This is a genomic window from Cohnella candidum (genome assembly GCF_003713065.1).
GTDB classification, from domain to species: Bacteria; Bacillota; Bacilli; order Paenibacillales; family Paenibacillaceae; genus Cohnella; species Cohnella candidum.
Genome location: NZ_CP033433.1, coordinates 3,905,770 through 3,928,557, shown reverse-complemented (window position 1 = coordinate 3,928,557; position 22,788 = coordinate 3,905,770). Strand labels below are relative to the sequence as shown.

26 protein-coding genes and 1 riboswitch are annotated in these 22,788 nt (G+C 58.8%); of the genes, 15 read left to right on the top strand and 11 right to left on the bottom strand.

Annotated features, from left to right (window positions below; genetic code table 11):
- Positions 1 to 12 precede the first annotated feature (12 nt).
- The 3 genes from EAV92_RS17930 to EAV92_RS24605 all read left to right on the top strand — a co-directional run bounded on the left by EAV92_RS17930 (position 13) and on the right by EAV92_RS24605 (position 2,812).
- Positions 13 to 1,200: a DUF3900 domain-containing protein gene (locus EAV92_RS17930; RefSeq protein ID WP_123042360.1), complete on the top strand. Its 1,188-nt coding sequence runs from the start codon at positions 13 to 15 to the stop codon at positions 1,198 to 1,200.
- 252 nt (positions 1,201 to 1,452) lie between these two features.
- Positions 1,453 to 2,016 (top strand): LemA family protein, encoded by a 564-nt coding sequence (locus tag EAV92_RS17925; protein WP_123043796.1) that lies wholly within the window; start codon positions 1,453 to 1,455, stop codon positions 2,014 to 2,016.
- A gap of 1 nt (position 2,017) precedes the next feature.
- Positions 2,018 to 2,812: a TPM domain-containing protein gene (locus EAV92_RS24605; protein ID WP_164472833.1), complete on the top strand. Its 795-nt coding sequence runs from the start codon at positions 2,018 to 2,020 to the stop codon at positions 2,810 to 2,812.
- 6 nt (positions 2,813 to 2,818) lie between these two features.
- On the opposite strand, the gene EAV92_RS17915 is transcribed toward EAV92_RS24605, so the two are convergent.
- A complete protein-coding gene (locus EAV92_RS17915; RefSeq protein ID WP_206424232.1) occupies positions 2,819 to 3,277 on the bottom strand; it encodes a hypothetical protein in 459 nt (152 codons plus the stop codon).
- A gap of 111 nt (positions 3,278 to 3,388) precedes the next feature.
- Positions 3,389 to 4,084, bottom strand: a complete 696-nt coding sequence (locus EAV92_RS17910; protein ID WP_206424231.1) for an NAD(P)H-dependent oxidoreductase — start codon at positions 4,082 to 4,084, stop codon at positions 3,389 to 3,391.
- Between the two features lie 85 nt (positions 4,085 to 4,169).
- On the opposite strand from EAV92_RS17910, the gene EAV92_RS17905 reads away from it, so the two are divergent.
- Positions 4,170 to 4,535: a winged helix-turn-helix transcriptional regulator gene (locus EAV92_RS17905; RefSeq protein WP_123042359.1), complete on the top strand. Its 366-nt coding sequence runs from the start codon at positions 4,170 to 4,172 to the stop codon at positions 4,533 to 4,535.
- 10 nt (positions 4,536 to 4,545) lie between these two features.
- Here EAV92_RS17905 and EAV92_RS17900 read toward each other — a convergent pair whose 3' ends face one another.
- Entirely contained in the window at positions 4,546 to 5,463 is a 918-nt protein-coding gene (locus EAV92_RS17900) for a 2-dehydropantoate 2-reductase (RefSeq protein WP_164472832.1), read from the bottom strand.
- Positions 5,464 to 5,516: 53 nt separating this feature from the next.
- Positions 5,517 to 5,855, bottom strand: a complete 339-nt coding sequence (locus EAV92_RS17895) for a L,D-transpeptidase (protein ID WP_123042357.1) — start codon at positions 5,853 to 5,855, stop codon at positions 5,517 to 5,519.
- A gap of 120 nt (positions 5,856 to 5,975) precedes the next feature.
- Here EAV92_RS17895 and EAV92_RS17890 point away from each other — a divergent pair, with 120 nt between their 5' ends.
- The gene (locus tag EAV92_RS17890) at positions 5,976 to 6,635 is read left to right on the top strand and encodes a Dph6-related ATP pyrophosphatase (protein WP_123042356.1); all 660 of its coding nucleotides are present in this window, start codon (positions 5,976 to 5,978) and stop codon (positions 6,633 to 6,635) included.
- Positions 6,636 to 7,006: 371 nt separating this feature from the next.
- Here the strand turns inward: EAV92_RS17890 and EAV92_RS17885 are convergent, their stop codons facing one another.
- Positions 7,007 to 7,975, bottom strand: coding sequence for a helix-turn-helix transcriptional regulator (locus EAV92_RS17885; RefSeq protein ID WP_123042355.1), 969 nt, complete (start codon positions 7,973 to 7,975; stop codon positions 7,007 to 7,009).
- Between the two features lie 117 nt (positions 7,976 to 8,092).
- Here EAV92_RS17885 and EAV92_RS17880 point away from each other — a divergent pair, with 117 nt between their 5' ends.
- Positions 8,093 to 8,977: an SDR family oxidoreductase gene (locus EAV92_RS17880; RefSeq protein WP_123042354.1), complete on the top strand. Its 885-nt coding sequence runs from the start codon at positions 8,093 to 8,095 to the stop codon at positions 8,975 to 8,977.
- Here the strand turns inward: EAV92_RS17880 and EAV92_RS17875 are convergent.
- Positions 8,965 to 9,852 (bottom strand): LysR family transcriptional regulator, encoded by an 888-nt coding sequence (locus EAV92_RS17875; RefSeq protein WP_123042353.1) that lies wholly within the window; start codon positions 9,850 to 9,852, stop codon positions 8,965 to 8,967. The genes EAV92_RS17880 and EAV92_RS17875 overlap by 13 nt on opposite strands.
- 121 nt (positions 9,853 to 9,973) lie before the next feature.
- Between EAV92_RS17875 and EAV92_RS17870 the strand changes: the two genes are divergently transcribed.
- On the top strand, positions 9,974 to 10,633 hold the full coding sequence (locus EAV92_RS17870) for a DJ-1/PfpI family protein (protein WP_123042352.1): 660 nt from the start codon (positions 9,974 to 9,976) through the stop codon (positions 10,631 to 10,633).
- A 22-nt stretch (positions 10,634 to 10,655) separates the two neighbouring features.
- On the opposite strand, the gene EAV92_RS17865 is transcribed toward EAV92_RS17870, so the two are convergent.
- Both EAV92_RS17865 and EAV92_RS17860 read right to left on the bottom strand, forming a co-directional pair.
- On the bottom strand, positions 10,656 to 11,333 hold the full coding sequence (locus EAV92_RS17865) for a response regulator (RefSeq protein ID WP_123042351.1): 678 nt from the start codon (positions 11,331 to 11,333) through the stop codon (positions 10,656 to 10,658).
- Positions 11,330 to 13,399: a sensor histidine kinase gene (locus EAV92_RS17860; RefSeq protein ID WP_164472831.1), complete on the bottom strand. Its 2,070-nt coding sequence runs from the start codon at positions 13,397 to 13,399 to the stop codon at positions 11,330 to 11,332. Before EAV92_RS17860 ends, EAV92_RS17865 begins: the two co-directional genes overlap by 4 nt.
- A 247-nt stretch (positions 13,400 to 13,646) precedes the next feature.
- On the opposite strand from EAV92_RS17860, the gene EAV92_RS17855 reads away from it, so the two are divergent.
- On the top strand, positions 13,647 to 14,312 hold the full coding sequence (locus EAV92_RS17855; RefSeq protein ID WP_123042349.1) for a hypothetical protein: 666 nt from the start codon (positions 13,647 to 13,649) through the stop codon (positions 14,310 to 14,312).
- A 60-nt stretch (positions 14,313 to 14,372) separates the two neighbouring features.
- On the opposite strand, the gene EAV92_RS17850 is transcribed toward EAV92_RS17855, so the two are convergent.
- Together EAV92_RS17850 and EAV92_RS17845 are read right to left on the bottom strand one after the other, a co-directional pair.
- Positions 14,373 to 15,002 (bottom strand): hypothetical protein, encoded by a 630-nt coding sequence (locus tag EAV92_RS17850; RefSeq protein ID WP_123042348.1) that lies wholly within the window; start codon positions 15,000 to 15,002, stop codon positions 14,373 to 14,375.
- A gap of 108 nt (positions 15,003 to 15,110) precedes the next feature.
- Entirely contained in the window at positions 15,111 to 15,965 is an 855-nt protein-coding gene (locus EAV92_RS17845; protein ID WP_123042347.1) for a DUF4097 family beta strand repeat-containing protein, read from the bottom strand.
- 267 nt (positions 15,966 to 16,232) lie between these two features.
- On the opposite strand from EAV92_RS17845, the gene EAV92_RS17840 reads away from it, so the two are divergent.
- The 7 genes from EAV92_RS17840 (at position 16,233) to cyoD (ending at position 21,333) form a co-directional block, all read left to right on the top strand.
- Entirely contained in the window at positions 16,233 to 16,466 is a 234-nt protein-coding gene (locus tag EAV92_RS17840; RefSeq protein WP_123042346.1) for a hypothetical protein, read from the top strand.
- 139 nt (positions 16,467 to 16,605) lie between these two features.
- Entirely contained in the window at positions 16,606 to 16,779 is a 174-nt protein-coding gene (locus tag EAV92_RS24600; protein ID WP_164472563.1) for a hypothetical protein, read from the top strand.
- A 30-nt stretch (positions 16,780 to 16,809) separates the two neighbouring features.
- Positions 16,810 to 17,172, top strand: coding sequence for a protein YmzB (gene ymzB, locus EAV92_RS17835; RefSeq protein ID WP_123042345.1), 363 nt, complete (start codon positions 16,810 to 16,812; stop codon positions 17,170 to 17,172).
- A gap of 231 nt (positions 17,173 to 17,403) precedes the next feature.
- Positions 17,404 to 18,399, top strand: a complete 996-nt coding sequence (gene cyoA / locus EAV92_RS17830; protein ID WP_123042344.1) for a ubiquinol oxidase subunit II — start codon at positions 17,404 to 17,406, stop codon at positions 18,397 to 18,399.
- 24 nt (positions 18,400 to 18,423) lie between these two features.
- On the top strand, positions 18,424 to 20,394 hold the full coding sequence (locus tag EAV92_RS17825) for a cbb3-type cytochrome c oxidase subunit I (RefSeq protein ID WP_123042343.1): 1,971 nt from the start codon (positions 18,424 to 18,426) through the stop codon (positions 20,392 to 20,394).
- Positions 20,394 to 21,002: a cytochrome o ubiquinol oxidase subunit III gene (gene cyoC, locus EAV92_RS17820; RefSeq protein ID WP_123042342.1), complete on the top strand. Its 609-nt coding sequence runs from the start codon at positions 20,394 to 20,396 to the stop codon at positions 21,000 to 21,002. Before EAV92_RS17825 ends, cyoC begins: the two co-directional genes overlap by 1 nt.
- Position 21,003: 1 nt before the next feature.
- Positions 21,004 to 21,333 (top strand): cytochrome o ubiquinol oxidase subunit IV, encoded by a 330-nt coding sequence (gene cyoD, locus EAV92_RS17815; RefSeq protein ID WP_123042341.1) that lies wholly within the window; start codon positions 21,004 to 21,006, stop codon positions 21,331 to 21,333.
- Positions 21,334 to 21,403: 70 nt separating this feature from the next.
- Here the strand turns inward: cyoD and EAV92_RS17810 are convergent, their stop codons facing one another.
- Entirely contained in the window at positions 21,404 to 22,303 is a 900-nt protein-coding gene (locus EAV92_RS17810; protein WP_420888831.1) for a cation diffusion facilitator family transporter, read from the bottom strand.
- A gap of 363 nt (positions 22,304 to 22,666) precedes the next feature.
- Positions 22,667 to 22,766, top strand: a riboswitch (purine riboswitch).
- The last annotated feature ends 22 nt before the right edge of the window (positions 22,767 to 22,788 follow it).

Sequence of the window (22,788 nt, the reverse complement as noted above, 5' to 3'; positions counted from 1 at the left end):
GACCGCGCTCACATGAAATTTTCCGTCCAATACCTGAGCTTTTTCGTGATCCATTCCGATGGTTCCGAGACCGATACAACCAAGCGATATAAGCACTATCAGACATTGACCCATGAGGAATACCAGGACAGCGAGCTCAAGGAATTCCTGGACAGCGAATTCGCTCGCATCGGCAAACGCAAGGCGGAAGTCAATCCGATCAGCGAGGCGGTGCCGACCAAAATCGGGCGTTTCATGGTCGAGCCGGGCCATGAGTTGACGAGCAACCCGAACTACAACCTGTTCCAGCGGCTTCGAACCGCTCCGGACAAGCAGCAATTCCACATGATGGGCGACGATCTGATCCGCATCTATATGGACGCCAGCGCGGTTCGCGGAGGAGCGTTCATCGTAGCGCTCGCAAAGCTGAACGAGTTATTCGACGATCCGTTCGTTTTCCTGCTCAAATGCGACTTCGAGAACAAAATCGCCCGCATTTCCGACGAGCACAGCCTGATTTCCAAAGTGGAAATGGCCATTAACGCACGAAACATCAAGTCCATCATGTACCCCCACATGCCGGAGCCGGGAATGCTTGAGGAGTGGGAGCTCAAAATCCACCAGGCATCGCATGCGCGGTATTTCGAGGATTTTCTCAAGTACGTTTCGTACGAGAAGTCCAAGCCGGAAATCGTCAGCGACCAGGTGGCAGAGATGTTCACGGAATACATGGAGACCAAGTGGCCCGAAGCCGCCGCAGTCGCCGCCGCGGCATTGGAAGAGCCGGAGGTGAACGAGGCGCGGTTCGCGGGGGTCGAGGGGATCGATGAGCTCGAGAGGGAGAGAAAACAATTCGAGCTCTGGTCCGCTTCGGAGAAGCGGGAGCTGCAGGAGCTGTGGGCGCACGAGCGGGTACTGGAGGCGGCGACGAGACTCACCGCGTACCAGCCGGAGCTTGAGCTGAAGCTGAAGCTCGCGGGGATTTCCGTGCGCGGCCATATGGCCGATTACGGGAAATCGATTCATTTGGCCAGCCATAACGGGCGCTACGTCGTCGTGATCGAAGGGGACAACTTCGAATTCGAGAAGGGAGTCTCCCCGGTCGAGCTGCTCCAGCCCGACGATATTTCGGTCGTGCTGGAGCGGATGCGGAAGCGGGCCGAAGAGGAAGATGAGGCAGCAGCCGCAGGCGGTTACGGGGAAGGTTATCCCGAAGGCTAGGGAGAATAAGACAACAAAGGCGGCCCCAATCTGCCATCCCTTATGGGATGGACGGTTGGGGCTTTTTCGCATGGGGAACGCTGTTATTCGGGGGCCATTCTCCAGCGGTGCGACTCTCGCGAATTGGGGTAAGAGATGACCAAGCAATCGGGTCCTTTGCAATTCTTCCGGCATAGGTGGCATTTTCGGAGAGTAGAGTAGGAAGGACAGCCTCTGGTTCGAGGCGCAGAACGGATGGATGGGGGCAAACGCATGAAACGTTCGACGATGAGTTTGATCATCATTGGGGCACTCGTTTTGATTCTGCTTTTCACGGGCATCGGATCTTACAACCGGCTCGTCTCTTCGGAAACGGACGTGGACAATAAATTCGCGACGATTGACGTCCAGTTGCAGCGCCGGGCGGATCTGATTCCGAATTTGGTCCAAACGGTCAAAGGGTATGCCGCGCACGAAAAAGAAGTGCTGACCGCGATTTCCGACGCGCGCGCCCGGCTGGCCGGGGCCGGCACGCCCGAGCAGAAAGCGGCGGCCGATTCGGAGCTGACAAGTGCGCTGTCCAGGCTGTTGGTCGTGGTGGAGAACTACCCGGATCTGAAAGCGGATGCCCAGTTCACGAGGCTGATGGACGAACTGTCGGGCACGGAGAACCGGATCGCGGTCGCCCGTAAGGATTATAACGATGCGGTTTCGGTCTATAACACGAAGGTCCGGAAGTTTCCCGCGGCGATCTTTGCCGGAATGTTCGGGTTCGACAAGAAGACCTACTTCCAAGCCAAAGCGGGGGCGGAAAATGCTCCCGACGTGAAGTTCTGAGATGGCGGAGGGGCGGCTGAAGGTTTTCGCCGCGGCTTGTCTCGCGGTGCTCGCCCTGTTCGCTGCGGCGGGGGGAGCGTTTGCGCAGGCGGATTCCCGGTACGGCGTCTATGTGCAGGATGAAGCCGGGGTCATTTCCGGACAGACCGTGGAAGCGTTGTATCGCCAAGCCGTCTGGCTTCACGAGCAGACCGGTACGGCCCAAATCGGCGTCGTGACCGTAACCGATCTGGGCAGCCGCACGCTTGAGGAGTACGCGGTCGCGAAGTTCCGCGAACTGGGTTTAGGGGACAAGAAACGGAATGACGGCGTGCTGCTGCTGTACGCCAAACAAGAAAACCATGTGCGGATCGAAGTCGGATACGGCATGGAAGGGCGGATCCCGGACGGCAAGGCCGGGGAGATCCTCGATCGGTATTTCGTTCCGAACCGGAACGCCGGTCACCTGGATGACGCGTTCTTCAAGACGCAGAGCGCGCTGATCCGCGAGATGGCGGCGGAGTACGGCGTCGACGCATCTTCCATCGGATCGGGGGACATGCCGGTCCCCGATTACGGCGATGAAGGCGGGGGATTTTGGAGCTCGCTGCCTTGGCCGATCAAGCTGTTGGGTGGCCTCGGGATTGCGGTTCTGATCCTGCTGGATTTTAAGTTTACGGGCGGCGCCGTCACGTACGGAATCTTGAGTATGCTAGGTCGCAGAGGAGGATCGTCCGGAGGAGGCTCCTCAGGCGGCGGGCGTTGGGGCGGCGGGGGAGGTGGGGGCTCCTCCGGCGGTGGCGGGGCAAGCAGGTAGCCGGAATCACTCGGTCGCTACTTGAAGCGCGAAAACGTAAGAGGCGTCGCCGTTCGAAACGTTGGCGCGTTCTTCGTCCATCCACCACACGCTGTAAGTATAGTAATAGAGGCCGGGCTGGGCGGGAGCTTTGAAAGCGTTGCCGCTTAGCGAAATTTCCGTCTGACCCGAACCGCTTTCTTGCATGAGATGGAACTGATTCGGCTGCGGTTCATAAGCCATCGTGAGCGAAACCTCTTGGTTAGGATTCACACGGATCGGTTCTCGGCCTTCCAGGAGCTGAGCGGCACCGACCATGTCCACGCATCGGCCCCAGCAGTAGGTGCCGAGCTTGGTTGCGAAAGTCCGGTCCCCGACTTGGACCGTGGCGTCAGGCGGATTTGCTCCATGCGGTTTCGCGTCGGGTTTGTCCGCGCATCCGAGCAAGAGGATGGTTAAACTGACTGCGATCAGCCACTTGGCCATAGGTCAACGCCTCCTTATGCTGTATAGACGTGTTTGATTCGCGGATTGTTCCGGGAATCAAAAAACAAGCGGGCCCGTTCAAGGGCCCGCTTGTTCGCATTTATGGAGTATTTACCGCCAGGTCACGATCTCCTCGATCGATTGTCTCGTTTTCGGGCGGGGTTCACGAACGCGGAAGCCGAAGCCGACCATGCAGACGAGCCGCAGCTGCTCGCCGTCCGCGATTCCCTCTTCGCGAAGAATCCGCTCGACCGGCTCATGCTCGAACCCTTCAATGGGGCAGGAATCGATGCCGATCAAGGCCGCAGCAGTCATCATGTTTCCGAGCGCAATGTACGCCTGCTTGCCTGCCCAATCCCATACCGCGCGATCGGTGTCCAGGAGTTCGAAGTCGGACTCCAGGAATTTGCGGTAGACGCGTTTCTTATTCTCGACGGCTTCCGGAGGCAGCTTTTGTACATCCTCGACCATATGGCGAATGTGTTCGGATCCCGGCATGAGTGCATCCCGCGTACGGGCGAGGAACAGTACGAAATGGCTGGCGGTCGGCAGCTGCTTCTGGGCGCCCCAGGAATAAGGCCGAAGCTTCTCCCGGATGACGGGATCCTGCAGCACCGCGATTTTCCACGGTTCGAAGCCGTAGGAGCTCGGGGACAAGCGGGCCGTTTCGAGCAGGAAGGCGAAATCCTCGTCGGTTATTTTCCGGTCGGGATCAAATTCCTTGCATGCATGGCGGAAGTTATAAGCCGACAAAATCTCTTCTTTTTGCAGGGTCAAGATTCTCTCCTCCTTTGTGTGTGGTCTCATTGTAGGGAATATGTGGTATGATGGGAAGTACGCACATTGTTGTGATATAGTCACACTTTTTATACCATTGGGAGGAGACGCGGCCATGGGGAGTTCTAAAGAAGCGGCTGCCGGGCGAAAGTATTCCTGTTCGGTGGAGGCGGCGCTGGACGTGATCGGCGGCAAATGGAAAAGCATCATCCTCTATCATCTTTTGGGCGGGACCAAAAGATTCAGCGATTTCCGCCGGCTCATTCCCGGGGTCACGCAAAGGATGCTGACGCTGCAGCTTCGGGAGCTGGAAGACGACGGAGTGATCCACCGCGAGGTGTACCGGGAGGTTCCGCCGAAGGTGGAGTACTCGATGACCGATTTCGGCCGCACCCTGGCGCCGATCATCAGCAGCATGAAGGCTTGGGGAGACGAATTCTCCCATCGGATCGGCCAAGAGGCGGCTGCTTCGCCGAAATAAAAAACGGACCCTAGCGGGTCCGTTTTGCGTTCTCGTAGATCGAGAGCTTATGGTAGGCCGTCTCCAGCAATGGAGTGTCGATTCCGTGCCGACCTGCCAGCTCCAGCAGGTAACCTTGAATGTGCCGGCTTTCCGTCGGCAGTCCCTGGCGCATGTCACGAAGCATTGAAGTCGTGCTGCCGGGCGCCATCCCGGCAATCGCCTGCAGCTGGCGCTCCCGGATGCCGTCCCCCAGTCTGCCGCCGGCGGCCGCAATCGTATTCGCCGCTTCCGCCGAAAACCGCTCGAACGGCACCATTCCCGCGGCGTCGCGAATTTCGCCGACCGTCGCGTCGAACAGCGTGGTCAAGCCGGACATGACGCTGATGAACATATACTTTTCCCACAAATCCCGTACGATGTCGTCATGCTCCCGTAATAGCGGGATTTTCGACAACTCCGTCCGCAGCTCCGCGTAGCGTTCATCGGTCATATCCCCGTAACGCCCATAGGTGAACGATTGCATGGGACTAAAATGGACAATCCGTCCCTGCTCGTCCAACGTCGTTTCGATCCGGGCGACGCCGCCGAGCAGCGGGCGGCCAGGGAAGCTCGCCGTGATCAAGTCCATATGCCGGATGCCGTTCAGGAAAGGCAGCAGCGCCGTGTTTTCGCCGGCATAAGGCCGCAGGTCCTCGAGCGCCTGCTCCAAGCCGTAAGCTTTCATGGCGACGACGATGAGATCATAAGGACCGGCCGCCTCACCCGCCGTGATCACCTTGGGCTTGCCCGAGAAGTTGCCGACCGGGCTTATCACCGTAAGCCCGTTTTCCTCCAAAAGCCTTTTCCGGTTCTCCCGGACGAGCAGCGTAACGTCGGCGCCCGCTTCGAGCATCCTGGCTGCCGCATAGCCGCCGACCGCACCGGCTCCGGCGATCAATATTTTCACGATCCCAACCTCCCGTCTCTTCCTCTCCTTCATAACACCGGGAGGACGGGGTGTCAATTGCGTATGGTGACCGACGTCCCTACGGGAACGAGCCGGGAGAGCGCCAGAACGTCTTGGTTGTACATTCGGATGCAGCCATGGGACACCATTTTGCCAATCGATGACGGGTCGTTCGTGCCGTGGATGCCGTAATGCGGCTTGGAAAGTCCCATCCACATGACCCCGAATGGGCCGCCCGGATTCGGCGATTTGTTCACGATGTGCAGCCTGCCGGTCGGCGTCGCCGCCGCGATGCGTCCGATACCGACGGGAAACGACCGGACGACCGCGTCGCCGTCCAGCAAGTAGAGCCTTCTGTCCGACAAGTCGACGATAATGCGGTAATTCGGCATTCGCCGCACCTCCTGCTCCTACGATATGGCGGGAGCGGAGATTCGTCCGGGCGCTTGGCCCAGGCGCGCGGAATTGTTGTAAGATGATTGCAAGTGGCGACTAGGGGGAGGAAGGACGCTGTGAAAAAGAGAGTCGCGCTCTCCTGGAGCGGGGGCAAAGACAGCTGCATGGCGCTCGACCGTCTCGTCAAAGACGGTCACGAAGTCGCCTGCCTGTTGACGACGCTGCCGGCCGACATCGGCCGCACGTTCGGCCACGGGGAGAGGGCGGAGCGGATCGGGGAACAAGCGGACGCGCTCGGACTCCCGGTCGAGTGGATTGCTTGCACGTTCGCCGGCTATACGGAAGATTACGTTCGGACACTTAAGGAATTGAAAGCAAAGTATCAGTTGGAGGCCGTCGCATTCGGCGATCTCTTCCTGGAGGAGCATCGCGAATGGGGAACGGGCGCAGCTTCCGCCGCCGGCTTAGAGGCGTTGTATCCGTTGTGGATGGAGCCTTCCGGAACCCGGGACGCCCTGCTAACTTTCGTGGAGTCGGGCTACCGTGCGGTCGTCATTCGGGTACGCGACGGCGCGCTGACCGAGGATTGGCTGGGGCGCGAGGTGGACCGGTCCTTCTACGAAGATATCGCCATGGAAAACGTATGCCCGATGGGAGAAGGCGGGGAATACCACACTTTCGTCTACGACGGGCCGCTTTTCCGCCGCCCGGTTCCGTTTCGCAAAGGCGAGGTCCTGCAACTGGAAACGACCAAACGGCTGGAGCACCACGGATAAGGGAAGCCTCTCGGGCTTCCCTTGAGAGGATGTTCAAGCGCTGAGAGTGCTGTAACCGGGAAAATCCCGGTTAGAGCGGACGTGAGAGTGTGGTAGAGTGCTGTAGCCGGGAAAAACCCGGTAAGGGAGGACGCGCGTGCGTGAGCGTGTGCTGTTACCGGAGTGATTTCCGTTACTCTGACATTACCGAAGACGATTTCGCCGTCTTGTGGAGCAGATTCGGTTACTTTGGCAGTACCGAAGACGTTCTCACCGTCTTGCGGAGCGGATTTGGTTACTTTGGCGTTACCGAAGACGGTCTTACCGTCTAACGGCGCGTAACTGAGGTATGAAAAAAAGGCTGACTGGGACAAAATCCGAAGCAGCCTTTGTCATATGCCATAGAGCTCGCCAAGCGCTTGAAGTTCCGAGCGAACAGCGAGCCGCAGCTCTTCCGGCTCCAACGCTTCCGCGTGCTTTCCGTAGCTGAGCATGATGCCGCAGGCGGAGTCGAGCGTATGGAACTCGACGTCCGCCTCGATCCAGCCGTCCACCGGCAATCTCTCCCCCTGCAAGTACACATACCTTTCTGCCGCAAAACGGGGCCACCTGGCTTCGGACACCCTCACCCGAGCGGGATACCGCGGTAAAGTCGCCCGAAACCGCTCCGTCGATTGCTCCCAATATGCCGCCAACTCGAACCCGTCAGGCCGTTCGAAGCGCTCATCGAGCAGCGTAACCGCGGACAGCCGGGAAATCCGGTACGTGCGCATATCGCCGTCCGCGATCGCGATCATATACCAAACGCTCTGTTTGGCCACCAAGCCCAAAGGAGCGACGACACGCTCTTTGTCCATATCAGCGACGACCGCACGGTAGAGGATCCGAAGCGTTCTCTCCTCCCACACCGCCTGCTGGATGATGGAAAGGCGCTCGGCGTCGGCGGAGGAAGAACCCGCGGGCGGGCGCCAACCGGCTCCGTCGACGTGAATCCGCTGGCGGGCGATCTCCGCATTCTCGCGAACGGATGCGGGCAGCGCCGCCAGCAGCTTGCGGAACGCGGCCTGCGCGCTGTCGGTCAAACCCAGATCCTTCACCACACTGGAAGTGCCGAGCAGCAGCAACGAAGATATTTCGTCCGCCGTCATCCCGGTCAACCGGGAACGGTATCCTTCCGGCAGCGACCAACCGCCGCGGTAACCGCGATCCGCTACAACCGGGATGCCCGCCATGCCCAGCGTCTCCATGTCGCGGTGGACGGTTCTTTCCGAGACCTCAAGCCGGGCGGCGAGCTCTCTGGCCGTCGCCCGTCCGTTTGTCTGCAGCCACATAAGGATCGATAACAGCCGGTCCGCTTTCAAACGCCGCCGCTCCTTTTTCTCCGTTTGCTTTGATTTTAACATACCAATATGACGGACATTGTCATATTCCTCACTTTATGATGGGATTGTCAAAACCACATAGGGAGGCAACCCAAAATGAAGGAAAGACCTTTGGAAGGAAAAGTAGCCGTCGTTGCAGGCGCGACACGGGGAGCGGGCAGGGCGATCGCCGTCGAGCTCGGCGCTGCCGGGGCCACCGTCTACTGCACGGGACGCAGCACGCGCGGCAATCCGTCGGACCTTAACCGTCCGGAAACGATCGAAGAGACGGCCGAGCGCATCGAAGTCCGGGGCGGCAAAGGCATCGCCGTAAGGGTCGACTACACCGTGGAGGAAGAAGTGGCTGCGCTGTTCCGCAGGGTGAAGGAGGAGCAAGGAGGCCGGCTCGACATCCTGGTCAACGACGTGTGGGGCGGAGAGAAGTTAACCGCGTGGGGTACGCCGTTTTGGGAATCTTCGCTTGCAGACGGGCTGCTGATGCAACGGCGGGCGGTGCACACGCACATGATCGCCAGCTACTACGCAGCTCCGCTCATGGTCGAAAGAAAAAGCGGACTGATCCTAGAAATCACCGACGGCTTCGATTACCGGTACCGCGGCAACCTCTATTACAGTCTCGCGAAAATATCGGCGATTCATCTGGCTGAGAGCATGGCGGCGGAATTGAAGCCGCATGGGGTGGCCGCGGTTTCAGTGACGCCGGGCTTTCTACGCTCGGAGGAAATGCTGGACCATTTCGGCGTGACGGAACAGAACTGGAAGGAAGCCGTGAAGCTGGAACCGCATTTCATCATGTCCGAAACGCCGGCCTTCGTAGCCAGGGGAATAGCGGCGCTGGCGGCGGATCCGAACGTCCTGCAGCGCACCGGCGGGATCTTCTCGTCTTGGGGCTTGTCCGACGATTACGGGATCATCGACGCGGACGGCAACCGTCCCCATTGGGGCCGGTATGCGGAAGAACAAGGGTTTTACGCGAAATAAGCCGACAGTTTGTTTCGCAAAGCGCGGGCCGGGGCGTTCAGCACCCGGTCTTTACGCGTGATCAAGCCGTGGGTCAAACGGACTTCCCTGGGCATCGGAATTTCCGCGACCCTCCCGGATGCGATTTCCCCACGAACGGCGATTTCGGGAAGGAAAGCCACGCCGTGTCCGGCCGCCACCATTTGGCGGATCAGCTCCGTGCTCGGAAATTCCGTTTCCTCCGGCACCGGAGCGCCTTGCTCTCCCAGCAGCTTTCCGGCGACCGCCCGGTAGAGGCAGCTTCGGCCGAAACCGATCGCGGGGCGGCCGTTCAAAGCGGACCAGCCTTCGTCCTCGATGCCGCGCGCAAGCTCGGCGGAGGCCGCGAAGATCATTTTTTCATCGACGAGGGGTTCGAATGTGAGATCGTCCCGTCCCGGATCGCGGGGAACGATGCCGATATCCGCGGCGTGCCGCGCGACTTGGTCGACGATATCGGATTGGAAGCCGGTCTCGAGGCGAAGGCGGATCTCCGGATATTCGCCGAGAAAACCGGGCAAAAACCCGGAGAGACGGGTCACGCAGAACGATTCCATCGTCCGAAGAACGACCGTTCCTCGCGGCTCCTCCAGGCGGCTCATCCGCTCCTCGAGCATTTCTCCCAGCCGGCGGAAACGGCGGGCATAGTCGGCCATCTCCCGGCCGGCCTCCGTCGGGACGACGCCCCTCGGCAGGCGCTGGAACAACGTTTGCCCGCAGGTCTGCTCCAACTGGCGGATTTGCGCGGTCACGGTCGATTGCACGTAGCCGAGCTTATCGGCCGCCTGGCTGAAACTGCCTTCCTCAAGCACCGCGAGGAAAGTCACGAAAAAACGCCCCTCCAATTTATCCAACATCCGATTCCTCGCCGCCCATCCATTTCATTTTGCGATACCAACCATTTTAAACATTCGTTTCTCAAATCGGTAAGCTGATGATAGCATAATCTCCAATCCCATGGAATGGAGGACATCGAAAATGAACAAGAAATCAGGCTTCCGATTAGGCGTGTACGTATTCAAAGACGCGGAGATTGTCGACTACGCCGCGCCGTACGGGGTATTCTCCGTCGCCCGCAGGCTGGATCCGGAGCTCGACGCCTTCCTGGTCGCGGACGCGATGCGGCCGGTCCAGACGCAGGCGGGGCTTACCGTTCTTCCGAATTACGGCTTCCGGGACGCGCCGGACATGGACGCTTTCCTGATCCCGGGCGGCTTCGGGACCCGCCAGGAAATGCACAACCGCAGCCTTCACCGCTTTATCGAATCTCTGCCGGAATCGTGCCTGTTGACAAGCGTATGCACGGGGTCGTGGGTATACGGCCGGATGGGACTGCTCGATGGGCTCGCCGCCACCAACCGCAAAGAGCCCGATAGGCTCGAAGCCTCGGGCATGGGGAAAGTGCCGATCGACCGGCTCGCGGAAATCGCGCCCGCCGCCCGGATCAGCCGGGCCCGGGTCGTCGATTGCGGCAGGATCATCACGGCGGGAGGGATCGCGTCGGGCATGGAGATGGGCTTCCACCTGCTGCGGCGCGCGGGCTACGGCGAGGACTTCATCACCGAGGTGGCGAGGGTGATGGAATACCACGCTGCATACCAGGTTTACCGCGGGGATATCGAACTCCATCAGGCCTAACCTAACCGGAGCCTAACCAGAGTCACGGCCCCCCCAAGCCGGCCTCCCTCGCGAGGAGAATGGCCTGGGCGCGGTCCGCGACCTGCAGCTTGTTCAGGATGTTAGACACATGGTTGCGCACCGTCTTCAGCGACAAGCCGAGCTTGCGTGCGATTTCGGCATTACCGAGGCCGGACGCGATCCGGCCCAGCACTTCACGTTCGCGTTCGGTCAGGTTCGGGAACAGCGGATGCGCAGGGGCGCGGCCGCCCATCATTTCGAAATAGTACATGATCTTCCTGGCCATCGTAGAGCCGAAAACGACGTCCCCGCCGGCAACGACGTTCAGCGCGCGGACGATTTCGTCCTTGTTGGCACCTTTGAGCAGATAGCCCCGAGCTCCCGCCTTCATCGCCGCGAACACGGAAGAATCGTCGTCGAACATGGTCAGCATCAGGATTCCTATGTGCGGGCTCATGCGGATGATTTCCCGGGTCGCTTCGATGCCGTTCATCCCGGGCATGTTCACGTCCATCAGCACCAAATCCGGCTGCAGCGACTCTGCAAGCCGGACCGCTTCCGCGCCGTCCGCCGCCTGGCCGACGATTTCGAAGGAGTCCACCGTCTTCAAGGAGGCGATGAGCCCCTCGCAAAACATTGGATGGTCGTCGGCCAGCAAAATCCTCGTTTTCTCGATTCCCTCGTCGTTTCGTTCCGTCATGCCGATCTTCCTCCCGCCAACGGCAATTCAACCCTTATCCGGGTTCCGCCGCCGATTTCAGAATCCCACGCGCAGTGCCCGCCCAGTTCCTCCGCCCGTTCCTTCATGGACCTCACGCCGACGCCCGATTTGTTTCGCTCGGCCATGCCGATGCCGTCGTCTTCGACCGTCAGCCGCAATTCGCCGTCTTCTTCCCAAGCGCGTATCCGGCAAATCTTCGCGCCGGAATGGCGGACGACATTCGTCAGCGCTTCCTGCACGATGCGGTAAACCGCGACCTCGGCGGCGGCCGGCAGCTCGCTCGGGATCGAAGCGTCGTCCAACCGGATTTCGAGGGAAGGATCCTGAAACTGAAGGGCCAGCTCGCGCAGAGCGAACCGGAGCCCCAATTCGTCGAGCACCGGAGGGCGCAGCTGGTAGACCAGCCTGCGGATATCATCGAGCGCCGCGCCCATTTGCGCCTGCACCGTCACGATCGCCTGCAGCGATTGGGCGGGCTCGCGCCCGTGCTGCTGGCGCGCCTCGTCCAGCCTCAGCATCATGCTGGCCAGGCTGGAGCCGAGCCCGTCGTGCAGGTCCCGCCGCAGCCGTCGGCGCTCCTCCTCCCGCGCGATGACGATCCGCTCCCGCGAACGGTGAAGCTCTTCCGTCAGGCGGACCGATTGCACGGCGATGCTGACCTGGCGGATCAAGTCGTCCAGCGCAGTTTGGCGTCCCGGCGGCCAGGCCGCGCGCGGCTCTTCTATCCCGAGCACAAGCCTCCCGACTCGTTCGCCTTGCACATCAAGCGGGATGGCGCTTTCGCTTTCCCCGGGCGTGCCATAAGCCGCTATCCTTTCGTCTCCGTTGCCGAAATCGACTTCGACGGCTGCATAGGGAATGCGAAGCGCTTGGGCGATCGTCTCCGCGACGGCGGGCAGAAGCGAGTGGTGGGTGAGGGCGCCTTCCAGCCGTTTCGTCAGACCGGACAGAAGCTGATGGGGATCTTCCCGGTCCCCGTAGACGAGACGGTTGACGGCGGTTTGCGCCTGACTCCGCAGCGGCTGGAACAGGACGGCGACGAAGCCGGCGGACAGCAGCGAGATCATGTCGTTCACCCTTCCCCGGAACAGCAGGCCGAGCCCTCCGACGAGCAAAGCATACGCCATGACCATCATGATACTGAGAGCGACATAGACGAGCGCGCGGTTGAACGCTTTGGACATGCGCCGGATACGCTGTTCGAACGCCATCAGCCCGATCGAGAACGGGAGAAGAAACAACCCGGAATAGAGAACCAGGTGCATCAGCAGCTTAAAGATGCCTTCCGAGCCCACGGCCGGAAACAACGACGCGGTCCCGCCGGCCATATAGGCCAGCATCCCAACGGCGAACCAACGGATTTGGCGCCGTCGCTCGGGGGAGCTCTCCTTCCGGGAGCGCGCGATTTGAACGCCAACGACGAGCAGATGAACGGCGTTGACGTAGATAAGCCGCAGGATCGGGTTCCAATTCATGCTGTTCAAATATGGATTGTCGGGCAGCAAATATCCGAAAACGACGCCTGCCAGCCACAGCAATGCCGGCACCGCGGTCCAGCGGGGCACGAACCTCCCGTAAGGCAGGAGAAACAGGAAGAAAAGATAGAGGGAGCCGATGACATTGAGGAAAAGGAAGCCGTCCATTAACCTCGGGTAATCGGCGAACAGCGGATCGTCCACGTTGAAAATCGTCCCCGTCACGATGAGCATCAGCGACGCGGTTAGACAATAGAAATCCTTCCAGCCATAACGGTACAACAGGATTCCGACCGCCCACGACGACAGGTTCTGGACGGTGAGCAAGACGAAAGTGAGCGCATTGTACAGGCCGGGATCAATCCCGAGCAAGGACAAACGGTTGAATTGGGCCTCGTTCATCTGAAAGAAGCTGAAGCAGCCGTCGTTGGAGCAAGGGGCGGCATACGCATCGAAACCGAGGGCGTGGTTATAGATCGAAACGACGGCGGAGAGAAGGGCCAAAGCCCACCAAAGCGCGTGCATGCCGGCAAGCGCGGCCGTTCGGAGCCGTGTGGTCGTCGAATCCATCGGGGTTGCGGTCCCTTCCTTATCCATCCAATAGGTAAAGTTGAGACCAGTATAGCACGGCCGCGTTCCCGGCCGGTCGGGAATTTCGCGCGTCGCCGCGCCTGCCGAAAATCCAATGGGCCGGTTCCCGAAAGGAAGTTCCCGGATCGTCCGGGAACAGCGCCCTTGCCGGCGGGATACCGGCGGTTTTAAGATGAGCGGCGTACTCATCAAGCCGTGGTTCACGGCGGTTTAAGGAGAGGTTGCCATGATAACGGTGCCGAACGGATATTTCCGGTTTTGCGGCTGGATGCTCCTCGCGGGCAGCATGCTGACGACGATCGTCCAATACGCGCATCTCGAAGACGTTCCCAGCGGGATGGGGCAAATGTCGTACTTCGTGGACGTTGCCGTATGGACGCACATCGCGCTGGTCGTCGCTTACACGTTATTCCTCATGGGCTTGAGCGGGCTGTATCTCAGGCAGTCGTCCGGCCTAAAATGGTGGGGTTGGCTGAGCTTCGGCTTCATATTCGCGTTTTACGTCCTCGATCTCATGCATGCGCCGCTGCAGATTTTCGATTACCCGGTCTTTTACGGCGACGTGCATACGGAAGCGGATTTGGCCGCCGCGACCGAGACGGTGACGCGCATCCAGTCGCAAGAGGGACCCGGCATGTTTCTCATGATGCTGCTGTTCCCGTTCATGCTGCTTGGGACGCTTCTGGAAGGCATCGCGATGCTTAGGGCGCGGTTGCTGTCCAGATGGCCGGCCATCGCAACCTTGGTCTCGCTGGTCTTCGTCATTCTTCCGTACGGGCCGGTGACGAAGTATTTGTTCCCGCTGCCCTTCCTGATTCACGCCTGGTACGGGGGTATCCTCGCGTTCGAGAAGAAAGAGTCTGTGCCCGTGCAAATGAACGCTTCAAGCTGACGAGGCAAGAAAAAAACGTCCCTTCCGCCAATAGACGAAAGGGACGTTTATCATACCGGATCAAGCGTGGCGGTCCTGCATCGACTGGGCCGAAGCGTCGCCCGCTCCCGCCTCGGGATGGGTGCGCAGCCACTCCCTCAGTTTGGACAACCGGCGTTCGTACTTGAGCCAAAGCCCGGCCATCACGAGAACGTATACCGTCAAAGGAGCCACGACCTTCAGCGGGTCGTAAGGAACCGGAGAGACCAACGTGCAATAGAAAGAGGTTGCCGCACCGAGCGCGGTCGCTTGATAGGGAAGAATGAACAACCGGCTGCACAGGTGGCTTTTCATGGCGCCGTTCAGCGGTCCGCCGGAGGATCTGCTGGTTTTGCGTAGCTGCCAAAGCATCGGGACGGTCGTAAACCAAACTGCGAGCAAAGGCGCCCCGATGAGAGGCGCATTTAGCAGCAAGCGGTCTTCCCAGAAGAGGGAAGGCAGCGAAGCCATCATCGTGCCGATGCAGAAGAAAACGACGAGCGCGGGTAAGGTCAGCCATCCGGTCAAGGACAATAGCTTGCGGGCTTTGCGATGCAGCCTTTCCGCGGTTCCGCTGTTGCGCAGGCGGGTGCCTTGGCGCACGGCGAGCCATGCGGACAGGAATAGGAGCAGGCTGAACCCCATTTCCACGATTGCCAGATTGCCGTACATGACCGAACCTCCCTTAGCTCATTTAAGTTCCTGCTATTCCCTTATATCATATCCTATGCATCCGGTTGTCCAAAACCTCCAAGTTTTGAGAAAGTTTTAGACAGGCGCTCACGGCCCTTGCTCGATCCGGATGCTGCCGCTGTCCGCGCGCACCTTCACGAGGTCCTTCGTTTCCCTCTTGGGCTCCGGGGCGAAGATGCTTCCCGAATCGGTTTTCAAATCGAAGTCGCCGGCGTAGGACTCGGGGAGGTGAACGTACACGCTTCCCGAATCGGCCTTCAGCTCTACGTTTGAGGTGTCGTCCTTGTAAAGCTTGATGCTGCCCGAATCCGCCTGGACGCGGAGCGGACCGGTGACGTGCTCGAGCTTGATCGAACCGGAATCCGCGCTGACTTCGCCGTCGTTCGTTTGGATGCCGTCGGCCTTGATGCTGCCGGAATCGGCCTCAAGATTCAGCTTGCCGGCGCTCAGGCGGGTGATCGCCACGCTGCCGGAGTCGATCGAGATGTCGGCCGTCGCCGCATTGGCGTCATCGAGCGTCAAGCTACCCGAATCCAGATGTAACCCCAACTTCTCGAGTGCGGCCCCGTCCGCCATTGTGACGACGATCTCTTCGTCCGCCCGGAGGGCAGTGAAATCGAACAAGCTGAACCATTTCCGCGGCTCCCGCAAATCCAGCGCCAATTTTCCGTCCTCCAGCTTGATGTCTTGGACGGCTTCGGCCATTTTCTCCGGACCTTTGCCGTTTACGTAGACGGAGTTGCTGCCATCCGTGCTTTTGACGAATTTCATTCGGACCTTGTAGTCGCTTTTGACGTTCAGATCCCGAAGCTCCCCGGCGCCAAACGTCCACTTCTTCTCGAAAGACGATAACGATTTGCCGGAACCCCAAGCATTAGAAGATAAAGCCGCAAGACCGATCATGACCAATAGAAGGCCGGCGACCATCCAAAAAGTTCTCATTTTAAATTTACCCCTCCATGCTGTCTGCCGTTCGTGAAGTTCGATTGGCTGATAATGGAAGTTTACTGCATCCGGCCGCTTTACTGAACAGTCTCTCGGTCCGATCGATCCCCGACTAAGGTCTTGTTCTATCGCTGCCTTTCTCCAAAAGAGGCGAATAAAAAGAGGTTCCGGCGGTTAATGTGTAAATAACGACTATAAATCGTCACATCTTTGTGATAAAATGTTCACAAAGAAGAGCGCTTTCACACGGAGAGGTGAGCATCCATGGAAAACCGTCAAATGTCCCGCACGCTCAAATGGATCGCGACGATCGTCGTTTTGTTGGGTACCGTTTTCTGCATTTTGAACTTGGCTGAATTCAACGACCGGAACCTCGGCCTGATGGTCGGGATCGGATTCCTGGTCGGCGGATTGCAAATTTTGGTTTTCGGGGCGATCGCTCCCCTGATGCAACGGCGCCAAGAAGACGGCGCAATGGCCGAAGCGGTTCGGAAGTAACCGCAAAATTGTCCGATCATTCCCGTAAAGCCGCAGCCGGAGGTCCTCTCCGGAGCGGCTTTTTTGCCGTTTGGACGCCCGCATAATTGCTTAAGGAGTCACCTATCCTAAACGAGGGTAAAAGAGGGAGGTGTCAACAATGGCGAAATCCAAGAACCGGGCATCCAAGGCGGACGTCCAAACCACGCCGGCCAACAAGCTTCCCGTTCCGGAGCTGGATACCGAAAGCGCGGCCGAAATCGTATACGGAACCGAAAACGACATGGCCAGCCGCAGCGCGTTCAACAAACAGGATTCGAACAACCAATCTTAAGCATGAAGATATAAAGGAGGCGTCATGGGGATGGACATGAGCATGGAACCGACGGTACGCACATTGATGGATTGGCTCCAGTCGCAGACGAACCATTCCATCATGATCCAGAAGAAAGAGGACGACGACCTCGACGAGGTTCGCCTTCAGCTGCATGAGGTCGGTTACCGGCCGGACCACCGTTCGATCGACGGCTACACGGAAGGAACCGCACTCGTGCTTCACGGCAAGGGCACCATCGTCACGGACTTGGAGGAGGCGCCTCTTCCCGGCGACAGCTACGTGATTCCGATCGCCGGACTGACGATCTCCAAAGCGTCCGAGGACGGCGTCATTCTGCGGAACGAGCGAGCCCATTACGCCTTATCCCCTGACGCCTCCGATCGGCACTAGTGCCGATTTACATAGACGCGTTCATCGAAGGACGTATTCCGAAAGGCTGCTCAAGCCTTGCGGGAAACGTCCTTTTTGCGTTTGCCGGATTTCCAAGATTCAACTCTCGTCGAAACGGTGAACAAAGTATAGCCAAATTGCGTCGGAAAGTTGACGCATTTGTTAACAGGGGAGTCATGAGCGTCGGATTCTGATATCTTGAATCACAGAGGAGACAGAGGAGATGAAATCATGAAGCTTACGCGAGGATTCCGCCGGTTAGCGGTTGTCCTGTCGCTTCTCGGCCTGGCGGTGATGCTGTCCGGATGCGGGGAACAATTCGTCGTCCTGGACCCGAAAGGCGTCGTGGGCAAACATCAATTGGATTTGATCCTGATTACCACCGGACTGTGCTTGATCGTTGTCGTGCCCGTGATCGTGATGGCATTCGTTTTTGCCTACCGGTACCGCAACAGGGCAGGCAGCAAGGCGGACTACCAGCCGACCTGGGAGCACAACACCAAGCTCGAATTGCTGTGGTGGGGCATTCCGATTCTGATCATCGTCATTTTGGGAGCGATCACCGCTCATTACACTTACAAATTGGAGCCTTCCAAGGCGCTGGCTTCCGATAAGAAACCGATCGTCATCCAGGTAACGTCGCTGGACTGGAAGTGGCTGTTCCAATACCCCGATCAAGGTATCGCGACGGTGAACTACGTAGAGTTCCCGGCGAACGTTCCCGTGCGCTTCGAGCTGACCTCGGACGCCCCGATGAATTCGTTCTGGATTCCGCAGCTCGGCGGGCAGATTTACACGATGTCCGGCATGGCCATGAAGCTGAATTTGATGGCGGACGAACCCGGCACGTACATGGGCATGGGCGCTAACTTCAGCGGACGGGAATTCGGCAAAATGCGGTTCGACGCGAAGGCGACGACGCAAGCCGAGTTCGACAATTGGGTGAAGAACGTCAAGTCGACGGCACCCGCTCTGACCCAAGAAGGCTATGACAAGCTCGCCGAGCAGGGCACGATGGGCACGCAGGATTATTCGTCCATCCCGGCAGGGCTGTTCGATAAGATCGTCACGAAGTACACCAACGGAACCGTCATCCATCAACACGGCGGCGACGCTTCGGCAAGCACGGATATGAACGACATGAACATGGAAGGCATGGACATGAGCGGCATGGACATGTCGACGTCGCAGTCGACGACGGATGCTCAGTCCGCGCATGACCATTAACAACGAAGAAAAGGAGGTACCGCCATGTGGGATTCGATAAAGGAGTTCGCTTCCGGTTTTTTCGTCACCGGCGACCCCTTGATTTACGGTGCCGACGTCGCGATCGTCATGACGCTGATCGCGGTCGTCTCGGTGCTGACATACTTCAAAAGATGGACCTGGCTGTGGCGCGAATGGCTGACGACCGTCGACCATAAACGCATCGGCATCATGTACGTCATCGCATCTTTGCTGATGCTGTTCCGCGGCGGCGTCGACGCGCTGCTCATGCGCACCCAGCTCGCGGTTCCGAACAACGACTTCCTGACGCCTGAGCACTATAACGCCATTTTCACGACGCACGGCGTCATCATGATTTTGTTCATGGCCATGCCATTGATGTTCGGGTTATTCAACCTCGTCGTGCCGCTTCAGATCGGCGCGCGCGACGTCGCGTTCCCGTTCCTGAACTCGCTCAGCTTCTGGCTGTTCTTCTGGGGCGCGATGCTGTTCAACATGTCCTTCGTCATCGGCGGCTCGCCGGACGCTGGCTGGCTGTCTTACCCGCCGCTGTCCGAAATGTCGCACAGCCCGGGCGTCGGCCAGGACTTCTATATTTGGGGCATCCAGATTTCCGGTATCGGCAGCTTGATGACCGGCATCAACTTCATCGTTACCATTCTCAAAATGCGGGCGCCCGGCATGAAGCTGTTCAAAATGCCGATGTTCTCCTGGTCGGTTCTCTCGAGCTGCCTGACGATCATCATGGCGTTCCCGATTCTGACCGTTACGCTGGCCTTGCTGTTTATCGACCGCTATTTCGGCGCGCACTTCTTCACGCTGGACGGCGGCGGCAATCCGATGATGTACATCAACCTCATCTGGATGTGGGGCCACCCCGAGGTTTACATCGTGATTCTGCCCGGCTTCGGGATCGTCTCCGAGGTCGTGGCCACGTTCTCGCGCAAAAGGCTGTTCGGCTACAAGTCGATGGTGTTCGCCCTTATGTGCATCGCCGTTTTCTCCTTCTTTACCTGGGCGCACCATTTCTTCACCATGGGTTCCGGCGCGGACGTGAACATCTTCTTCGCGATATCGACGATGATCATCGCGATCCCGACGGGCGTCAAGGTGTTCAACTGGATTTTCACGATGTACCGCGGCCGGGTTTCCTTTCCGACACCCATGCTGTGGGTGATGGGATTGATTCTCTGTTTCGTCGTCGGCGGCATGACCGGCGTCATGTTGTCCGTCGCGCCGGCCGACTTCCAGTTCCACAACAGCTACTTCCTGATCGCGCACTTCCACCAAGTGCTGATCGGAGGCGTCGTTTTCTCTTATTTCGCGGGACTGTATTACTGGTGGCCGAAAGTGTTCGGATTCAAGCTCAACGAAAAAATCGGCAAATGGGCGTTCTGGCTCTGGAACATCGGGTTCTACGTCTGCTTCATGCCGCAGTATGCCGTCGGCCTGATGGGCATGACGCGCCGCGTCAGCACCTACGGCTGGGATACCGGCTGGTGGGGCATGAACCTTGTTTCCACGATCGGCGGGTTCATCATGGGGATCGCATTCCTGTTCCAAGTATGGCAGATCCTTCACAGCATCAAATTCATGGAACGCGACACGACGGGAGATCCGTGGGGCGGCCGTACGCTGGAATGGTCGATTCCGTCCCCGGCGCCGCATTACAATTTCGCCTTGACTCCGATCGTCGACGGCAGGGACCCTTGGTGGGAAGAGAAGCTTCGCCGCGAGCGGGGCGAGGCGCCGAAGGCTCAGCCGCCTCTGGAGCCGATTCACATGCCCAAAAACTCCGGCATCCCGTTCATCATGTCGTTCTGCTGGTTCCTCGCGGGCTTCGGCCTCGTGTTCAACTGGCTGTGGATCGCGATACCGGGCTTCATCGGCGTAGCGGCATGCATGCTGGCGCATTCGTTTAACTATAATACCGATTACTACATTCCGGTGGACGAGATCGAACGCACGGAAGCTGCGGCAAGGGGGGCTGTCTGATGGCGCACGGAAACGCGAACGCCCACTCCCATTCGCATGAGGGGCATCACGACCTGGAATCGCTGCGGTCGATGGGCTTCTGGATTTTCCTGATGACCGACTGTATCCTGTTCGGCAGCTTGTTCGCGACGTATATCGTCCTGCACGCCAATACGGCAGGCGGCCCGACGGCACACGAGCTGTTCAAAATGAACGGCGTCATCGCCGAGACGTTCATCCTGCTGACGAGCTCGTTCACGAGCGGGCTCGCGGTTCTGTCCATGAACCAAGGCAATCGTAAGGGTTTGATCGGCTGGCTGATCGTGACCGTTCTGCTCGGCGCATCCTTCATCACGCTCGAAGTGACGGAATTCGTCGACATGGTTCACGAGGGAGCCAAGATTAGCACGAGCGGGTTCCTTTCCGGGTTCTTCACGCTGGTCGGTACCCACGGACTTCACGTTTCGATCGGCCTTTGCTGGATGATTGCCTTGATGATCCAGATTGGCCGGCACGGCATCACGCCGGTGACCCGCCGCAAAGTGAACGTCATCAGCCTGTACTGGCACTTTCTCGACGTCGTCTGGATTTTCGTCTTCACGATCGTTTACCTGATGGGGGTGATGTAAGATGGCGCAGCATACCGCAAGCCATGGCGAGCATGAGCACGAGTCCCACGGCTCGCTGAAGTCTTACGTCATCGGTTTCGTCCTGTCGCTCATTCTGACCGCGATCCCGCTGGCCGTCGTGCTGAACGACTGGATGCAGGGAACCGGAGCGCGCGCGGTGCTGCTCATTTGCGCGGTGCTGCAGTTCGTCGTCCAGCTCGTCTTCTTCATGCACCTGCGCGAAGAGAAGAAACCTCGCTACAACCTGTTGGCCCTTATTCTAGGGATCATCATCCTGATCACGATCGTCGGAGGATCGATCTGGATCATGACTTACAACAACGTAGGATAAACGAGCGAAAAAAGACAAAGAAGCGAGCCCGATTCGGGCTCGCTTCTTTGCGTCTTTGCGCGATGTGCGGTTATTCGCCTTCGTACCAGGGATTGAGATGGACGAGCACTTCGATGACGTCGGGGTCCGCCTCCATGATGCGGTTGCGGATTTCGCGGCTGATGTCGTGGCCTTCCTGGATCGTGAAATCGCCCGGCACGCCGACCCGTACGTCAACCGTGATGTAGTGCCCATGTTCGCGGGCGCGGATCCGGTCGATCCGTTTGATGTGGCCGACCGCGAGGATGATGTTTTGATAAGCCTCGATCTTCTCGGCGGCGGCGTTCTTCTCCATGAGGATATCGACGGATTCGCGGCCCATTTGGAAGGCGAGCTTCATGACCAGCAGCGATACGATGATTCCGGCAAGCGGGTCGCCGTACGCAGCCCAAGCCCAGTCGAAATGGTCGCCGAGCACCGCGAGTCCGATGCCCACCACGGCGGCCAGGGAAGCGTAGACGTCCGCCAGATGGTCATACGCTGTGGCGAGCACGCTTTTGCTTTTGGCGGCGCGGCCGATGCGTATCGTGTAGACATACAGCGCCTGCTTCCAGATCAGCGAGATGAAAGCGGCGCCCAGCGCCAGTACGCTTTCCCCTTCCGCCGGCTCGAACAGGGCGCGGATCGACTGCAAGCCGATCCAGAACGCGGCCAGCGCCAGGATGACGGCCACGAGGGCGGAGGCGACCACCTCCGCTTTGCCGTGCCCGTAGGGATGGTCTTCGTCGGCCGGTCTCTTGGACACCATGGAGGAGGTCAGAGCGGCGACGGTGGCGATGATGTCACCCGCGTTGTGCACGCCGTCGGCGAGAAGGACGGGGCTCGCGAACACGAGGCCCGCGGCGAGCTTCATGGCGGTAAGGACAATGTTGCTGATCAAGCTGACCCAGATCGCGGTCAAGCTCTGTTTGTGCGTGTCTGCCACAATGATGGCTCCTTCAAAAAGAGTTTGCCGAGTGCAAATAAACAAACAAGCCTTCGACCGGTAGGGTCAAAGGCTTGTATCCATTTTATCGTCGTTTAGGATTGCGATGCCGTTCATGTCGGACAACCGCCCTCTCTGTTGGGCATTTTGATTGGTTTCCATTGTAGCACAGCGGAAGGCGCCAAGGGAAATCGTGTAAGAGAATATTCGGTTTCATGTGGCTGATGTCGTGAATGTTCGGATTTAGACGGTTGTTTTGGACAAGTTGAGGAATGAGTTTGGGATAAACGCCCGATAAACCGAATAATATATAGATTTAGTTCTTGACGCGTACGTCGATTTGCGTTACCCTACTCAAGGGAACGCGATCGCGTGACCGGATTCATCCATCGTATATCTCCGGCAACAGGGCCGGAGGTCTCTACCAGGAACCGTTGAATTCCTGACTACGAGGATGTGGCTTGCCCACACCCTTCGGCAGTCGGGAATTT